The following is a 16,259-nucleotide window of genomic DNA, read 5'->3' on the forward strand; positions in this document are numbered from 1 at the left end:
GGGGTGCTGTCCGGTGTTCGGTCCGTACTCGCTGGTGAGGTTCTTGCGGGTGCGGGCCTTCACTCGTTGCCGTCGGCGGGCGGGCAGGAGGTCGTCCAGGCACCCCGACCGATCCCGGTCGGCGGTGACGCAGGCCGAAACTATCAAGGCGGAGGATGCCCGGCCACCGCTGTCGCGACCTAGCATCCCGGTGCGGCGAAACAACACGCCGTACCGAGGGGGCAATTCGACGTGACGGCTTCGACTGAGTATTTCGAGAATTGGGTGTCGACGTACAACCCGGCCCCGAGCGCGGCGGTGCGCCTGGCCTGCCTGCCGCATGCTGGTGGCTCGGCGAGCTTTTTCTTCCCGCTGGCCAAGGCGTTCGGTCCCGACGTCGAGGTGATGGCGGTGCAGTATCCCGGCCGCCAAGCCCGGCGGAACGAACCGGGCATCGACAACGTGCCCGAGTACGCGGACCTTATTTTCGCGGCGCTGCGCCAGCTGGCCGACCGGCCGCTGGCGTTGTTCGGCCACAGCATGGGCGCGGTGCTCGCCTACGAGGTGGCGCTGCGGATGCGGGAAGCGGGGCTGCCCGCGCCTGCGCGGTTGTTCGCCTCGGGCCGGCGCGCGCCCTCCCGGTACCGCGACGAGCAGGTGCACAAGGGCACGGACGCGCAGATCGTGGCGGAGCTGCAGGGCCTCGGCGGACCCAACCAGTCCATGCTCGCCGATCCGGAATTGCTCGCCCTGATCCTCCCGGCCGTGCGCGGCGACTATCGCGCCGTCGAACGCTATCGGCACGACCCCGATGCGCGCCTCGACTGCCCGGTGACGGTGCTCGTCGGAGACGAGGACCCTCGCGTCACCCTCGACGAGGCGCGGGCCTGGGCGGAGCACACCACCGGGCCGACGGAGCTGGAGGTGTTCGGCGGCGGGCACTTCTACCTCGTCGACCACGCCAAAGAAGTGATCGATCTCCTGGCGCGCCGACTGAACATGCGGGGAGCCGAGCCCATCTGCTGAGCACGCTCGCGGCCGGCGTGCGACCGCGGCCGGCCGCCGTGCCGATCCCGGGAGTTGATTCATGACGGACGCGCGAACCAGCGCGCTGCTGGCTGTGCTGGCCAAGGGCGTGCGCACGATCGAGCTGGGACACCCGCTGTTCACCGGCATGCCCTGCTCCCCGAACCATCCGGGTTTCCGGATGACGCTGGCGCGCCGGCACGGCGACCTGCGCCGGCCGGACGGCGGCTCGGCCAGCAGCGAGGTGATCGTCACCGGCGGGCACGTGGGCACGCACATCGACGCGCTGTCGCACGTCAGCCACGACGGCAGGCTGCACGGTGGCGTGGACGCGGAGACGGCCCAGCGCGGCGGTGCGTTCACCGAACTCGGCGCCGAACAGATCCCGCCGCTCGTCGCGCGGGCGCTGCTGCTGGACGTTGCCGCAGTGCTCGGGGTGGACGTGCTCGAGCCCGGCTACGGCGTCACGCGGAAGGACTTGCTGGAGGCCGCCGAGCGCGCCGGTGCCCTGCCCGGCCCCGGCGACGTCGTGCTCGTGCGGACCGGATGGGCGGCCCACTTCGCGAGCCCGGAGACCTACCTGGGTCACGCGACCGGCGTTCCCGGCGTGGCCGAGCACGCGGCCGAATGGCTGGCCGCGCAGGGCATCGTGGCCACCGGCGCCGACACGACGGCCTACGAGCGGATCCCGCCGGGCGAAGGCCACCGGACGCTGCCGGTGCACCGCCTGCTGCTGGTCGAGCACGGCATCTACCTGATGGAACACCTCAACCTGGAAGAGATCGCCGCGTCGGGTCTCACAGAGTTTCCCATCGTGGTTTCGCCGTTGCGCATCGTCGGTGGCACCGGTTCCCCGATCCGGCCGATCGCGGTGGTGGGCGCGTGACCCCGGCCGAACGGCTGGGCGCGCTGGCCGAACTCGTCGCGAACGACGGACTGCCTGCCGACCGGCGGAGCAACGTCGCCGGCCGGGTCCTGGACCTGCTCGGCAACTGCCTCGCTGCGCTGTCGGAGGGGCCGGCCGAGGCCGTCGCGGCCACGGTGGGGGAGTGGGGCGGTTCGCCGCAGGCCACGGTGATCGGCTCGGCCACCCGCCTGCCCGCGCCGTCGGCCGCGCTGGTCAACGGCACGCTCGCGCACGCACTGGACTTCGACGACACACACCTGCCTTCGGTGCTGCACCCGTCGGCCGCGGTCGTGCCGGCGGCACTCGCCGTCGCGGAGCAGACCGACGCGTCCGGGCCCGCCTTCTGCGACGCCGTGGCCGTCGGGGTCGAGGTGACCTGCCGGCTGGGCATGGCCGGCTACGACGAGCAGAACGCGAACTCGGTGTTCTTCGACCGCGGCCAGCACGCCACCGCGATCTGCGGCACGGTCGGCGCCGCCGTCGCGGCCGGGATACTGCGTGGGCTGAGCGCCGCTCGGCTGACCTCGGCCATCGGCATCGCGTGCAGCATGGGATCCGGGATCATCGAGGCCAACCGGACGGGGGGCACGGTCAAACGGGTCCACTGCGGTTGGGCGGCGCACGCCGGGGTGGTGGCCGCGGCACTCGCCGGGAACGGGATCACCGGGCCGCCGACCGTGCTGGAAGGCCGGTTCGGCCTGCTGCGTGCGTTCTGCGGCGACCGGTTCGACCTCGAAGCCGTGACCCGGGACCTCGGCGAGCAGTGGGAGAGCGACCGGATCTTCGTGAAACCCTATCCCTGCAACCACTTCACCCACGCCGGGGTGGAGGCCGCGTTGCGGATCCGGCGGCGCGATATCGATCCCGCCATCATCACCGAGCTCACCCTCGGCGTGCCCGAACCGGTGCTGCGCACCATCGCCGAGCCGATCGAGGACAAACGCCGGCCGCTGTCCGGTTACCACGGCGCGTTCAGCGGGCCGTATACGGTGGCCGCCGCGTTGCTCGGCGGTGGCGGGCTCGGCCTGTCCCACGCCGACTTCACCGACAACGCGGTGGCCGATCCGGCCCGCCTCGCGCTGGCCGCGAGGGTGACTCCGGTGGCCGACCCGGAGTGCACGCGGATCTTCCCGCACCAGTTCCCGTCCGTGCTCACCGTGCGGCTCGCCGACGGCACCGTGCTCGAGGAACGGGTCCGGCACAACCTGGGCGGCCCGGAAAATCCTTTGTCCGCCGCGGACTTGACGGCCAAGTTCCGCATGAACGCGCGGCGCGCGGTGGATGACGCGGTGGCCGGTGAACTCGCCGCCCTGGTGACAGGGCTGGCTTCGGACACCGGGCCGGCGGCGATCACCGGCCTGCTGCGTTCGGCGACCTGATCCCGCCGGATTCCTACGGCAGGCCGGGTGGTTCGAGGAGCGGGTCCGGGCTCTCTCGGGGCGGTGTCGCCGACCGGTGTTCCAGTTGCCGGGCCAGATCCTGCCAGAACAACGAATACGCCCGGGCCAGCCTGGCCACGGGGACCGACCAGTGGTCGGGGATCGCGCAGACGACGTCGGACCGGGTGTTGAGCGCTTCCCGGTTGGCCCGCATCCAGCGGATCAGGAACCGCCCGCGGTCGTTGAGCCGGATCGAGGGATCCGCCATCAGGTCGACCAGCATGGCCTCGGTGATCTTCTCAAGGTCGCTGGGCCCGGTGGGGCAAGGGGTCGCCGGTGCACCGGCCTCGCCTCCTCGGGCCTGGACCGGCGCCGGTTCCCGGCCCTCGGCAAGCCGGCGCCGCACGTCGAGCACGGTGTTCGGCGAGACTCCGGCCTCATGCGCGATTTCCCGCGCCGACGCGGTCGGGCGCTCGGCGAGCAGCCGACTGGCCCGCAGTCGCCCCTCGGCGGCGTTCACCGGTCGGACACGGCCGTCGCGGCCGACCCGGGTGCAGGAGCGGGGCCCGGGTTCGGGAAGGTCGCGGCGCCGCACCCGGACGGTCGACTCCGCCAGCCCGGTGACCCCGGCGATCATGCGGTTCGACCACCGTGGGTGGGTGCGCAGGATCCGTGCCGCGGCGGCGATTCGCTCCGCGCGCGAGAGCGGCAGCCCGTGTGCGGTGTTGAGCCGGACGGCCACGGCGAAAGCGTCGTCGTCCGAACCGTTGTACACAATGGCGGAAATGTGGTTCCGCTCCTGCGCCAAGGCCGCGCGGACGCGGTGGATTCCGTCGAGAACCCGGCCCGATTGTTCGTGCACGACGATCGGTGGCAGTTCTTCGGTGATCCCGGCGAGGATCTGCACGTGTTCGGTGTTCACCCGGTCTTGCCGTAAGGTGAAATCGAGGTTGAGTGAGCTGATGGGAATGCGGCGGACGGTGCTCGTGACCAGTTGGTCCGACAGCCAGGCAGCCGGTTCGGAGTCTGCGAAGGCCGGCGAATCGTCGCCCGGCCAGCAGGTCGTCTCGTCCTGGGACATGGGACTCCTGGTCGTGTCGGAGGGCCCGCGGTTTGCGCGTGATTCAGTGGACGTGGCGGTATTGCCAGCATATTTGCGCCACCGCGACCCGCCAACGCCTGCAAGGGCCCTGCGGCTCGAAACAGCCAGAACTGGTGATGTCGCCGCCGCCACTACCTGATCTGGTGGATTCGAACTCCGCGGGAGCTACGGGAGATAACCGGCTCGGTGTGCCGGACGTTCCGTTATGCCGGCGCCGGTGTTCAACTGCGCGGAAAACGCAGTCGAAAACCGTGCCCGAGAATGGCGCGGCGTGCACAACCTTGACCTTCCTCGGTGGGCTTACGTAATTTCGCTGTGATCCACCGATGCCCCGGAGGGGAGGGTCTGTATGGCGAGTCCGCGCGACAGAACCGAATGTGGCAGGTCGGCCGTGCCCGCTCCCGTGGCACCTCTGGCCGGGCTCACCGTGATCGACGCCTCCACGCTGTTCGCGGGACCGTTCGCGGCGAGACTGCTCGGGGACTTCGGCGCCGAGATCATCAAGGTGGAACAGCCCTCGGGTGATCCGCTGCGCCGCTTCGGCCATGCGCACGACGACGTCCCGCTGCTGTGGAAGGTGCTGAGCCGCAACAAGAAGAGCGTTGTGCTGGACCTGCGCGAGCCTGAGGACGCACAGCGGTTCCGCCGGCTCGCCGCCGGGGCCGACGCCCTCATCGAGAACTTCCGGCCGGGCACGCTGGAACGCTGGGGCCTCGGCCCGGAGGTGCTCGCCGAGGCCAACCCGCGGCTGGTGCTGGCCAGGGTCACCGCCTTCGGACAGGACGGCCCGTACGCACGCCGCCCCGGCTTCGGCACGTTGGCGGAAGCCATGAGCGGGCTGGCAGCGATGTCGGGTGAACCCGACGGGCCGCCCGCGCTCCCGGCGTTCCCTCTCGGCGATGCCATCGCCGGCCTGCACGCGGCCCTCGCGGTGCTGATCGCGCTGCGCGCCCGCGACGTGATCGGCACCGGCCAGATCGCGGATATCGCCATCACCGAGACGCTCATCGGCTCACTGGGAGCCCAGCTCACCGTTTACGAACACCTCGGCCTCAAGCCCGAACGGGTCGGCAACCGGTCCAACAACAGCGCGCCTCGGGGCGTCTACCGTTGCGCGGACGACCGCTGGGTCGCCGTCTCCGCCCCGGCGCGCACGGTCGCCGAACGCGTCGTCCGGCTGGTCGGCCGCCCCGATCTGGGCGCTGAGCCGTGGTTCGCCACCGGAGTTGGCCGGGCCGAGCACCGCGAGCTGATCGACGACGCGATCCGGCCGTGGATCGCCGCCCGGTGCCGGGACGAGGTCGTGGACGCCTTCGAGGCGGCCGAAGCGGCCGTCGCTCCCATCTACGAGGTCGACGACGTGCTGGCCGATCCGCAGTTCCGGGCGCGCGGTCTCAGCGTGGACGTGCCCGACGCCGAGCTCGGCTCGGTGCGCATGCCTGGGGTCCCGTTCCGGCTGTCGGCCACTCCGGGCCGGATCGACTGGGCCGGTCCACCGATCGGCGCCCACACCGAGGACGTGTGCGGCTCCGTCCGGCCCGCCCGCTCGACGGCCGGGGAGGCCGGGTCATGACCGACGCCCATGGAAAGCACCGGGTGTTCCGCAGCTGCCTGTACGTGCCTGGCCACCACCCGGACCGGATCGCGCGCGCCTACGACACCGAGGCCGACGCGGTGATACTCGACCTGGAGGACGCCGTCCCGGGCCCGCGCAAGCCCGAGGCTCGCGAGATCGTCGCCGAGGCCATGGCCACGCTGGCCGCGAAGCCCACCTACGTGCGGGTCAACCCCATGTCGTCGGGCCTGTGCGAGGACGACATCCGCGCGGTCGCGGGTCCCGCGCTCGCCGGGGTGCGGGTGGCCAAAGTGGACTCGCCCGCCGACGTCCGGCGCGTCGCCGAGGTGCTGCGGGAGCTGGGACACCCGGCGAAGATCCATGTGCTCATCGAATCGGCTGTCGCGCTGGAACGCGCGTTCGCCCTGGCCACCGCGTCGCCCGAGGTGACGATGCTCGGCCTCGGCGAGTCCGATCTCCGGGTCGACCTCAGCTCCACCGCCGAGGGGCCGACCATGGACACCTGCCGGGCCCGCGTGATCGTGGCCGCGCGTGCGGCCGGCCTGCCCAATCCGTGCCAGAGCGTGTACGCCGAGCCTCGCGATCTGCGCGGGCTGCTGGTCACCAGCAAGCACGGCCGCCGGCTCGGGTTCCTTGGTCGTATGGCGATCCACCCGGCGCAGATCCCCGTCATCCACGACGTCTACACCCCGACCACGAACGAGATCGACGACGCGCTGGAGATCTGCGCTGCCGTGGACCTCGCAGCGCTGGAGAGCAGGTCGATCACCATCACGTCGCAGGGGAAGATGGTCGGCCCGCCCGTGCTCGCCAGGGCGAAGCAGGTCCTGGAGCTGGCCACCGCGCTCAACCTGGTCACGGACGTCGCGTGGCCGGTGGAGCAGGCACGAACTTCGGAATCGGTGGATTACATCCGGAACAGCGGAGGTTCTTCATGACCGGCGTCCTGACCGACAAGCGGTGGGCGGTGCTGGACCCGGCGGTCCGCCCGACCGACCCCGAGGGATACCTCAGGACCGCTCTCGAATGGCACTTCGGCGCCGACACCGGCTCGCGGTTCTGGCTCGAGCGTGCCAAAACCCTCGACTTCGACCCGATCCGCGACGTGCGCGGCTACGAGGACCTGACGTTGTTCCCCAACGTCGTCGACGAGCTGCGGGGGATTCCCGTCGAGGACCTCATCCCGCGCGGTTACGGCCCCCACCCGCCGGCGCCCAAGGTGTTCGAGACCGGCGGGACCACCGGCGCGCCCAAACGCGTGATCCTCATGCCCGACTGGTTCGAGAGCTCGATCGACCGGATGCTCGCCGGTCCCGTGTTCGCCGAGCGGGAACCCGGCAACGTCCTCATCGCGACGCCGACCGGGCCGCACAAGATCGGCGGCCAGTACGACGACGTGGTGAAGAAGCAGAACACCATCAAGTTCTCCATCGACGTGGACCCGCGCTGGGTCAAGAAGCTGATCAGCCGCGGTGAGCAGGACCAGGTGAAGTCCTATGTGGACCACGTGCTGGACCAGATCGAGCACGTGCTCGAAACCCAGCACGTCGGCCTCGTGGTGATCACCCCGCCGATCCTGCGCGCATGTGCCGGCCGTCCCCGCCTCGTCGAGCTCATCAACGCCAAGGTGGCCGTGGTGTTCTGGGGCGGCGCGCACATGACCGCCGACGAGCGGTTCGAACTGTCGCGCGTGCATTTCCCGCAGGTGCGCATGGTGAGCCGGTACAACAGCGCCATGATCCTGGAAGGGGCGGCCGAACGCACCGGGACCGGCGCAGGCGACCAGGTGATCTACGACCCGTACACCCCGGTCGTGATGTTCCGGGTCGTCGATCCCGAGACCGGGGAGACCGTGGACTACGGCCGGCGCGGCCAGGTCGTGATGAGCCACGTCAGCAAGGGCGTGTTCCTGCCCAACAACCTCGAGCGGGACTCGGCGATCCGGGTCCGCGGCCCGGAAGGGCAGTTCGGCGATTCGGTGGCCGATCCCCGGCCGGTCGAGAAGTTCGGCGGTGAACGGGTGATCGAGGGCATCTACTGAGTCGGCCGACGTTTACCGAAAGGACGAAAGAGGGATGTCGATTCTGCTGAACGCGGAACCCGGAGTGTCGCGCGCGCCGGACGAGGAGCCGTGGCTGCACGAGCTGACCGTGTCGGAGGCGGCCGAGATCGACAAAGCGTTCGCCACGCTGCTCGCGAGCGGCAAGTCCGACTTCGCCGCCGGCGAGGCCGATTTCCCGCTGCCGAGGGTGGGGCCGAAGCTGCGGTGCATCCTGCGGTCGTTGGAGGACGAGCCGGGTTTCGCGCTGGTCCGCGGGATCCCGGTCGCAGGGAAGAGCGAGCACGAGGTCCGCCGGCTCTACTGGGGGCTCGGCATGTACCTCGGGGTGCCGCTCATCCAGAACAACTCCGACTCCCACATGGTCGACATCCGGGACGAGGGCCGCGCGGGCAGGCTGCGGGTACACAGCTCGAACCAGCACATCGGGTTCCACATCGACTCGACGGACATCGTCGGGTTGCTGTGCCGACGAGCCGCCGCCCACGGCGGCACCAGCCTCGTCGTGAGTGCCGAAGCGGTGCGGCGGGAGATCTCGTGGGTGTACCCCGACCTGCTGCCCGCGCTGTACGAACCGCTTCCGTTCGCCGACGTCGCCTCGCCGGACGAGCACCACCCCGATTTCTTCCTGTGCCCGGTGTTCGGCCGCCACGAGGGGCGGACCACGACGCGGTTCTACCTCCGCCGGATCCTGCGCAGCCAGGACAACTCCGCGGCGCCGCGGCTGACCGACCGGCAGCGGCGCGCCATCGAGGCGGTCGAGGAGATTGCGGCCCGGCCGGACCTGGTCACCGCCATGGAGTTCCAGCCGGGTGATCTGCAGTTGATCAACAACCACCTGGTGCTGCACGGCCGGACGACGTTCGACAGCGAAGAGGCGGACACCGGACGGCACCTGCTGCGCATGTGGTGGTCGGTGCCGTCGAGCAGGCTGCTGCCGCCGGAGTTCGAGGCCGCCTGGGGCACCAGGGAACCCGGCACGCTGCGAGGCGCGGCCCGGCGCTGGCAGCTGCACGGGGAGTTCGGCGAGTTCCAGCGGAGGCAGGCCGACGAGCTCGGGGTCGTCATCCCCGCCTGACTGTCCACAACGGCTGGCTGAAATGACGAAGCGGCGGCCGGTCCGGCCGCCGCTCGGAAACGCACTCTCCCGCTCCCACATTTCACGAAAGTATCCTCATGGCTCAGCAGATCACCGCGAACCAAGAAATACTCGACTACGTGAGGGCCACCTCTCTGCGTGACGACCAGGTGCTCGCCGGGCTCCGGGCCGAGACGGCGACGGTGCCGGCGGCACAGGCGTTGCAGGTGATGCCCGAGGAGGGACAGCTGCTCGCGCTGCTCGTCGGCCTCACCGGCGCCCGCGCCGTGCTGGAGATCGGCACTTTCACCGGCTACAGCACGCTGTGCATGGCGCGCGCCCTGCCGACCGACGGGCGGCTGGTGACCTGCGACATCGCGGCGAAGTGGCCCGACATGGGCAGGCCGTTCTGGGAGAAGGCGGGGGTGGCGGACCTGATCGAGGTTCGGGTCGGCGACGCCCGTGCCACGCTCGCGGCGCTGCGTGAGGAGGGCGCAAAGTTCGATTTCGTGTTCGTCGACGCCGACAAGTCCGGATATCTCCACTATTACGAGGAATCGCTATCCCTGCTGCGCCCGGGCGGACTGATTGTGGTGGACAACACGTTGTTCTTCGGCCGGGTCGCCGATCCGGCCGTGACGGACATCGACACCGTTTCGGTGCGCGAATTGAACATCCGGCTCCACACCGACCAGCGAGTCGAAATCTGCTTGCTGCCGATGGCGGACGGAATCACGCTCGTCAGAAAAAAGTGAGTGGAAGCGCGCCGGGTGGCGTCATTCCGTCGATTCCCAGAAATCACACATGCGTCACTTTTCCGGGAAAAATAGGGGGTATTCAGGGGGGAGCGCCGCGCTCGCGGATCATGCTGAAGACGAGGGAAGAGAAACAGGGCGGGACGGTCTGTTGACCGAGCGTTCCCAGTGGAGGAAACATATGTTGCGCGAAGAGGTCGAAGACTTCTCGCTCGCCGTTCTCGGCGCGGGCACGATGGGTCTGGGGATCAGCGCGCTCGCCGTGGGGCACGGCGTACCGGTCACCCTCGTGGAGACCGACGCGGCGAGAGCCCGGCAGGCGCCGGCCGCGGTCACCGTGCAGTTGCGCATGGCCCAGCTGATGAACGCGCTGCCGGCGGACCGCGAGCGCGGCGAGCTGACCGTCACCGGGTCGCTCGTCGGCGCGGCCGGTGCCACGGTGGTGATCGAAGCCATCACCGAGGATCTGACGCTCAAGACGAAGGTGCTCGCGGAGACCGCCGCACTGACCGGCGCCGAGGTACCGCTGGTCTCGAACACGTCCTCGATCCCGATCGATGAGCTGGCCGGACACCTGCCGGACGCGGCGCGGTTGATCGGCACCCACTTCATGAACCCGCCGTACCTGATCTCGACGGTCGAGGTCGTCAGGGGCGCGAGCACCGGCGAGGCGACGCTTTCCGCAGTCACCCGGCTGCTCGGCGCCTTGGCGCGCAAACCGGTCGTGGTCGGGGACGGGCCAGGTTTCGTGACCAGCCGCATCCTGCACCCGATGATCAACGACGCGGCCCGCGTCGTGCAGGAGGGCACCGCCACTGCCGAAGCCGTGGACACCTTGATGCGCGAATGCCTCGGACACCGGACCGGTCCGCTGAGCACGGCGGACCTCATCGGCCTGGACAACCTGGCCGACTCGCTGCGGGTGCTGGCCGAGCGCACCGGCGATCACCGGGCGGCACCTTGCGAGCTGCTGCTCGACAAGGTCCGCGACGGTCACCTCGGCCGTAAGACGGGCCGCGGCTTCTACGACTACGGGAAGGCACAACCGTGAAGACATCCTCCGAGCCGGTGGCCGAGCACGTGCAGGCGTTCCTCGCTGAGCGCACCAGGCAGACCTGGGCGCGGGACACGGACCTCTTCGCCACCGGCGGCCTGTCGTCCATGTTCGCCATGGAGCTCGTGGTGCACCTGGAGTCCACTTTCGACATCGTGATCGCCGGTCCGGATCTCGCACTGGACAACTTCCGCACCGTCGACGCCATGGCCGCGCTGGTGCTGCGGCTGCGGGAAGCCGAGCGGTGAGCGACGACCTGGCCGGGCTCGTCGCCGACCGGGTGGGCGACCGCGCGGCGGGCTGGGACGTCGCCGGCGAGCTGCCCCACGACCTGCTGGCCGAGCTGGGCGGGCTGGGCGTGCTGTGTGCCCAGGTCGGCGTCGAGCACGGCGGCGCGGGACTGGACAGCCGGGCCAACGGCGAGCTGACCGCCGCGGTCGGCGAGCTGTGCGGTTCGCTGCGCAGCGTCATGACCTCGCAGGGCATGGCCGCGTGGGCGATCCGCCGACTGGGCACCGCCGGGCAGCGCGACCACTTCCTGCGCCGGCTGACCTCGGGGGAGCTGGCCGCCGTCGGGTTCAGCGAACCGGGCGCGGGCAGCGACCTCGCCGCGATGACCACCACGATCACCGACGGCGGGTCCGGCGAAGTCGTGGTCTCTGGCCGCAAGGTGTGGGTCACCGCTGCCCACTACGCCGATCTGCTCCTCGTGTTCGGCGGCTACCGGGGCGGCACCACCGCCGTGGTGGTGCCCGCGGACACGCCGGGCGTGCGGGTCGAGCGGGTGCCCCACCCCAGCGGGTGCCGTGCGGCCGGGCACGCCGGCCTGGTCCTCGACCACGTCCGCGTGCCGGCCGACCACGTGCTGGGCGGGGTCGGGCTGTCGTTCCCGCTGGTCGTCACGGCGGCGCTGACCTACGGCCGGATGTCCGTCGCCTGGGGCTGTGTCGGCATCCTGCGCGCGTGCCTGGCGGCGGCTGTCGAGCACACCGGCCGCCGCGAGCAGTTCGGAACTCCACTCGCCGGGCATCAGCTCGTCGGCCGGTTGCTCGCCGAACTGTACGTCGGCGAGCAGATCGCGACCCGCGCCTGTGAGCACGCCAGCGCGTCGTGGGACGAGGGCGCGCCCGAGGTTGCCACCGACGCGGTACAGGCCAAGTACGTCGCCTCCCGCGAGGCCGCCGCCGGGGCCTCCCGCGCGGTCCAGCTCCTCGCGTCCGCCGCCGCGTCCGACGGCCACGTGGTGGCCCGCGCGTACCGGGACGCGAAGCTGATGGAGGTCATCGAAGGCACCACCGAGATCTGCCAGCTCCTGCTCGCCGAACACGTGCGGGGCCGGGCGGGCACAGTGAGGGGACGGCAATGACCGCGACGCCGATGGTGAAGTGCCTGATCTGGGACTTGGACGACACGCTGTGGCGCGGCACCCTGCTCGAGGATGACGGCGTGCGGCCGTTCGAGTGGGTGCGGGAGGTGATCACCACCCTCGACGGACGGGGTGTTCTGCAGTCCGTCGCCAGCAAGAACGACCACGACCACGCCTGGTCGAGGCTGGAGGAGTTCGGGCTGGCCGAGTACTTCGTGGTGCCGCACATCGGCTGGGGCCCGAAGTCGGAGTCGGTGCGCGCCGTCGCCGAGCGGCTGAACTTCGCGCACAACACGATCGCCTTCATCGACGACAACCCGGTCGAGCGTGCCGAGGTGGCACATCACCTGGCCGACGTGCGGTGTTACCCGGCCGAGGAGGCCACGGAGCTGGTCCGGCGGCCGGAGTTCAGTCCCGCCGTCGTCACCGTCGACTCCCGCCGGCGGCGGCAGATGTACCGCGCCGGGTTCGAGCGCGACGCCAGCCGGGCCGAGTTCACCGGCCCCGACGAGGACTTCCTGCGCACGCTCGACCTGGAGGTGACCATCGGGCGCGCCACCGAGCAGGAGCTGTCCCGCGTCGCGGAACTGACCCTGCGCACCAGCCAGATGAACGCCACCGGCGTGCACTACGACGACGCGACGCTGCGCGGTCTGCTCGCCGATCCTGGCCACGAGGTCCTGGTGGTGACGATGGAGGACCGGTTCGGTCCGCACGGCGCCGTCGGCATCGTGCTGCTGGCCCGGCACGAGCGGGTCTGGCACCTCAAGCTGCTGGCGACCTCGTGCCGGGTCGTGTCACTCGGCGTCGGCTCGGCCCTGCTGAACTGGCTGTCCGACCAGGCCGCCCGCGCCGGTGTGCACCTCGTCGCCGACCTCCGCCGCACCGACCGCAACCGCATGATGGAGATCGCCTACCGGTTCGCGGGATTCACCGAGCACGAGTGCGCCTGCGCAGCCGGCCTGCCGGCGCCGGGCGTCGACGGTGTCGAGCGCCTGCATCTCGAGCCGGCCCGCCTTCCCGCGCCGAGCACACTGAGCCTGACCTCGCCCGACCTGATCAGCGCAGCAGCAGGTCCGTACACAATTCCACCGGCAGCTCCTCGCGCCGCTTGACGGACAGCTTGCGGAACACGCGGGTGAGGTGCTGTTCGACCGTGCTCGGCGTGACGTACAGCTTCAGCGCGATCTCGCGGTTGGTGTACCCGGCGGCCGCCAAGGACGCCACCCGGCGCTCCGAGCGCGTGAACGACCGGATCCCGTCCGGCTGCGCCGCCGGGAGCGTGAGCGCCGTCCGCGCGGTGGGCGCGGCCTCGTCGAACTCGCCCTTCCTGGTGAGGATCTCTGCTTTGGCCGCGAGCACCGTGGCCTGGACGACGGGCAACCCTCGGGACTCCGGGGTGAGCATCGAGTCCGCGCGCCCGACGGCCCGGTTCACCTTGCCCCTCCGGTGAAGAGCCCCTCGCGCGGAGAGACGCGGTGCGCCTGATTCCGCGGAGTCACCACCCGGGCGGTGGCGTCCTGGTGTTGTACGGGGCGTCCGACCGGGCCCGCGTGGCGAAAACCGCCGGAACTGGTGATGCCGATCCCGTTGCGGGACATGGTGGAATCGTGTGGCACGTGCGCCGCCCGGCGGAAACGGCCGACGGCCACCGGACCGCCGATGAACTGCCCGCCGGACACCACGGGTGCCACGAGACGCCGGGCCGGCGCCGGTAGCCTGTGGCCCTGGCGCGCCAGTCCGAGGGTCCGGAGTGTTCAGACAAGGAGAATTCATGGCATTGCTCGGAAAGTTGCTGAAGAACCGGCGGGCGGGGGAGACGGGCCTGGCCTGGAACACGCCGAACCTGGCGGGGCCCGAGACCGTGCGGGTGACCAGTCCCGACTTCGAGCACGAGGCGACGATGCCGGTGGCGCACGCCGGGAAGCGGTCCGGCGGCCAGAACACCTCGCCGGCACTGAGCTGGACCGGGACACCCGCCGGCACTGCGCAACTGCTCCTGGTCGTCGAGGACCCGGATGTGCCCCTGCCGAAGCCGTTCGTCCACGGAGTCTTCCTTCTCGACGCTGCGTTGACCGAAGTCGCGCGCGGTGCGCTCGACCAGAACAGCGCCACCGCGGGTGTGCGGGTGCTGCGGTCCGGCAATGGACGCGGCTACCTGGGGGCGGACCCGATCAAGGGGCACGGCCCGCACCGGTACGTGTTCCAGCTCTTCGCGCTCGCGAAGCCGATCACCGTCGTGGCGGGTGGCGCGGACCCCGAATCGGCCAAGCCGCGCGCCGTACTCGACGCCGCGGACGGGGTTCTCGCGCGTGGCCGAATCGACGGCTGGTACGAGAACCCCTGATCGGCGGTCGACGGGATCAGTCCGCCGGTACGCCGATCCGGTGCGGGGCCGGTGATTCCGGCGTCCACGGCGTCCACGGCACCCGCCCGTCCCTGGCCAGGGCGAGCAGCGCCGCCTGGTCCTGCGCACCGACCGCACGGTCCTCGTCGGAGCCGACGGTGCCTTCCGGGTCGAGGAACAGGCAGGCCACGTCGGCGCCGTGGACCGGCCGGTTCGCCAGCTCGGGATAGGCGAGCACGGTCCGCCAGTTGGTGGAGGGCGCGTAGTCGAACTGTTGGTACCACACCGGGGCGCCGCCCTTGTGCTGGGCGGCGAGCAGCTTTTTGGCCGGCCCCACCCAGATCAACTCGGACAGGGCGTCGATCTTCTCCTTGTGGGGCAGCGACTGGTCGTGCTCGGGGAACGCGCGCAGGTAGGCCGTGTCGATGGCGTTCCAGGCGTCCCACGCCCCGCTCTCCTCGGTGACGTTCGAGACGAGCAGCGGAACGTCGGCCATGAGCCCCATTTCCAGCGAGTCGAGCGGGCTGCGGGGCAGGACGTTGCCGTCGACGAACGGTCCGTACCGGATCATGGCCGGGCCGTGGGACTTGGACGTGGCCTGCTTCAGCATCCGCCGATGGATGGTGCGCAGCCCCACATTGGGCAGATGCGCGAGATCTGCCGGCGTCGCCGCCAGCGGTCCGGCGGACTCGAGGAAGTCCTCGGCGAACCGGGCGGCTCGCTCCTCGGCCATGGGCGGCTGGGCGCCGCTGTAGAGCGCCGCCTTGTGGAACAGCCCCTTGGCCGCCGGAGCACCCAGCAGCGCCGCCACGTCCGACGAGCCGGAGGACAGGCCGAACAACGTGACGTTGTCCGGGTCGCCGCCGAAGGCGGCCACGTTCTCCTTGACCCAGCGCAGTGCCTGGATCTGGTCGAGCATGGAAAGGTTGGCGCTGTCCTTGAAGTCCGGGTCCAGCGCGCCCAGATAGAGCCAGCCCCAGGCCCCGATCCGGTAGTTCGCGGTGACCACGACTGCGTCGTGCCGGGCGGCGAAGTGCCAGACGTCGTTGGTCGACGTGCTGCCGCTGCCGTAGGCCCGGCTGCCGAAGTGCAGCCACATCAGCACCGGCCGACGCGCGTCCGGGTTCGGGTCGGGCGACCAGATGTTGAGGTTGAGACAGTTTTCGCTCTCGGTCGCGTCGGGGGACACCGTCGAGGGCGTCTGGCCGAGGATGATCGGCAGCTGCCAGGAGACCGGGCCCCAGTGGCGCGCGTCGATCCGCTCGACGGGGACGACCGGCGCCGGCGGCCGGAACCGATGCCCGACCCGACCGTACGGCACGCCGCGCCAGTTCGGGACGCCCCGGTCCAGGAAGCCCCGAATCGAGCCGGACGACGTCTCCACCACCAGGTCGTAATCAGTTTCCTCGCGCATGTGATTTGCCTGCTCCGAATTATGAGGGCGGACTGGGGCGCCATTCTCGTCGGCAAAATACCTGGCTGAGATTCGCACGGATCTTTTCCGGCGCGGTATCACCAATGCTGGTGGTCGTGAGACTTCCTCTGAGTGTCCGAACCGGACTACCAGGTTGGGGAGTTGATGTCGCGGATCGTGACGCTAGCTTTGATTTTCGGTCCTGCCGGTTTTCGCG

The 16,259-nt window shown here is 70.5% G+C and carries 16 protein-coding genes; 13 read left to right on the plus strand and 3 right to left on the minus strand.

From position 1 onward, the window contains the following. The first annotated feature begins 231 nt into the window (after positions 1-231). The 3 genes from ACFVT1_RS37625 to ACFVT1_RS37635 all read left to right on the plus strand — a co-directional run bounded on the left by ACFVT1_RS37625 (position 232) and on the right by ACFVT1_RS37635 (position 3,291). Positions 232-1,005, plus strand: a complete 774-nt coding sequence (locus ACFVT1_RS37625; protein WP_389804390.1) for a thioesterase II family protein — start codon at positions 232-234, stop codon at positions 1,003-1,005. Positions 1,006-1,099: 94 nt separating this feature from the next. Next, a complete protein-coding gene (locus ACFVT1_RS37630; RefSeq protein ID WP_389804392.1) occupies positions 1,100-1,891 on the plus strand; it encodes a cyclase family protein in 792 nt (263 codons plus the stop codon). After that, the gene (locus ACFVT1_RS37635; RefSeq protein WP_389804395.1) at positions 1,888-3,291 is read left to right on the plus strand and encodes an MmgE/PrpD family protein; all 1,404 of its coding nucleotides are present in this window, start codon (positions 1,888-1,890) and stop codon (positions 3,289-3,291) included. The genes ACFVT1_RS37630 and ACFVT1_RS37635 overlap by 4 nt, the downstream gene beginning before the upstream one ends. Positions 3,292-3,304: 13 nt before the next feature. Here the strand turns inward: ACFVT1_RS37635 and ACFVT1_RS37640 are convergent, their stop codons facing one another. After that, complete coding sequence (locus ACFVT1_RS37640) at positions 3,305-4,372, minus strand: ParB/RepB/Spo0J family partition protein (RefSeq protein ID WP_389804397.1); 1,068 nt, start codon at positions 4,370-4,372, stop codon at positions 3,305-3,307. A gap of 370 nt (positions 4,373-4,742) precedes the next feature. On the opposite strand from ACFVT1_RS37640, the gene ACFVT1_RS37645 reads away from it, so the two are divergent. The 9 genes from ACFVT1_RS37645 (at position 4,743) to ACFVT1_RS37685 (ending at position 13,396) form a co-directional block, all read left to right on the plus strand. Continuing rightward, complete coding sequence (locus tag ACFVT1_RS37645; RefSeq protein WP_389804400.1) at positions 4,743-5,966, plus strand: CaiB/BaiF CoA transferase family protein; 1,224 nt, start codon at positions 4,743-4,745, stop codon at positions 5,964-5,966. Next, a complete protein-coding gene (locus ACFVT1_RS37650) occupies positions 5,963-6,907 on the plus strand; it encodes an HpcH/HpaI aldolase/citrate lyase family protein (RefSeq protein ID WP_389804402.1) in 945 nt (314 codons plus the stop codon). Before ACFVT1_RS37645 ends, ACFVT1_RS37650 begins: the two co-directional genes overlap by 4 nt. Next, on the plus strand, positions 6,838-8,010 hold the full coding sequence (locus tag ACFVT1_RS37655) for a phenazine antibiotic biosynthesis protein (RefSeq protein ID WP_389804404.1): 1,173 nt from the start codon (positions 6,838-6,840) through the stop codon (positions 8,008-8,010). Before ACFVT1_RS37650 ends, ACFVT1_RS37655 begins: the two co-directional genes overlap by 70 nt. A gap of 34 nt (positions 8,011-8,044) precedes the next feature. After that, positions 8,045-9,106, plus strand: a complete 1,062-nt coding sequence (locus tag ACFVT1_RS37660) for a TauD/TfdA family dioxygenase (RefSeq protein WP_389804406.1) — start codon at positions 8,045-8,047, stop codon at positions 9,104-9,106. Positions 9,107-9,204: 98 nt separating this feature from the next. Further along, on the plus strand, positions 9,205-9,861 hold the full coding sequence (locus ACFVT1_RS37665) for an O-methyltransferase (RefSeq protein WP_389804409.1): 657 nt from the start codon (positions 9,205-9,207) through the stop codon (positions 9,859-9,861). Between the two features lie 181 nt (positions 9,862-10,042). Beyond that, complete coding sequence (locus ACFVT1_RS37670; RefSeq protein WP_389804411.1) at positions 10,043-10,912, plus strand: 3-hydroxyacyl-CoA dehydrogenase family protein; 870 nt, start codon at positions 10,043-10,045, stop codon at positions 10,910-10,912. Then, complete coding sequence (locus tag ACFVT1_RS37675; protein ID WP_389804413.1) at positions 10,909-11,163, plus strand: acyl carrier protein; 255 nt, start codon at positions 10,909-10,911, stop codon at positions 11,161-11,163. The genes ACFVT1_RS37670 and ACFVT1_RS37675 overlap by 4 nt, the downstream gene beginning before the upstream one ends. After that, complete coding sequence (locus tag ACFVT1_RS37680; RefSeq protein WP_389804416.1) at positions 11,160-12,281, plus strand: acyl-CoA dehydrogenase family protein; 1,122 nt, start codon at positions 11,160-11,162, stop codon at positions 12,279-12,281. Before ACFVT1_RS37675 ends, ACFVT1_RS37680 begins: the two co-directional genes overlap by 4 nt. Then, positions 12,278-13,396, plus strand: a complete 1,119-nt coding sequence (locus ACFVT1_RS37685) for an HAD-IIIC family phosphatase (RefSeq protein WP_389804418.1) — start codon at positions 12,278-12,280, stop codon at positions 13,394-13,396. The genes ACFVT1_RS37680 and ACFVT1_RS37685 overlap by 4 nt, the downstream gene beginning before the upstream one ends. On the opposite strand, the gene ACFVT1_RS37690 is transcribed toward ACFVT1_RS37685, so the two are convergent. Beyond that, a complete protein-coding gene (locus ACFVT1_RS37690) occupies positions 13,341-13,718 on the minus strand; it encodes a LuxR C-terminal-related transcriptional regulator (protein ID WP_389804420.1) in 378 nt (125 codons plus the stop codon). The two genes, ACFVT1_RS37685 and ACFVT1_RS37690, sit on opposite strands and share 56 nt — an antisense overlap. Positions 13,719-14,055: 337 nt before the next feature. Here ACFVT1_RS37690 and ACFVT1_RS37695 point away from each other — a divergent pair, with 337 nt between their 5' ends. Beyond that, complete coding sequence (locus ACFVT1_RS37695; RefSeq protein WP_389804423.1) at positions 14,056-14,628, plus strand: YbhB/YbcL family Raf kinase inhibitor-like protein; 573 nt, start codon at positions 14,056-14,058, stop codon at positions 14,626-14,628. Positions 14,629-14,644: 16 nt separating this feature from the next. Here ACFVT1_RS37695 and ACFVT1_RS37700 read toward each other — a convergent pair whose 3' ends face one another. Then, entirely contained in the window at positions 14,645-16,042 is a 1,398-nt protein-coding gene (locus ACFVT1_RS37700; RefSeq protein ID WP_389804425.1) for a carboxylesterase family protein, read from the minus strand. Between the last annotated feature and the right edge of the window lie 217 nt (positions 16,043-16,259).

The sequence above is a fragment of the Streptomyces sp. NPDC057963 genome (assembly GCF_042887155.1).
GTDB lineage: Bacteria > Actinomycetota > Actinomycetes > Streptomycetales > Streptomycetaceae > Streptomyces.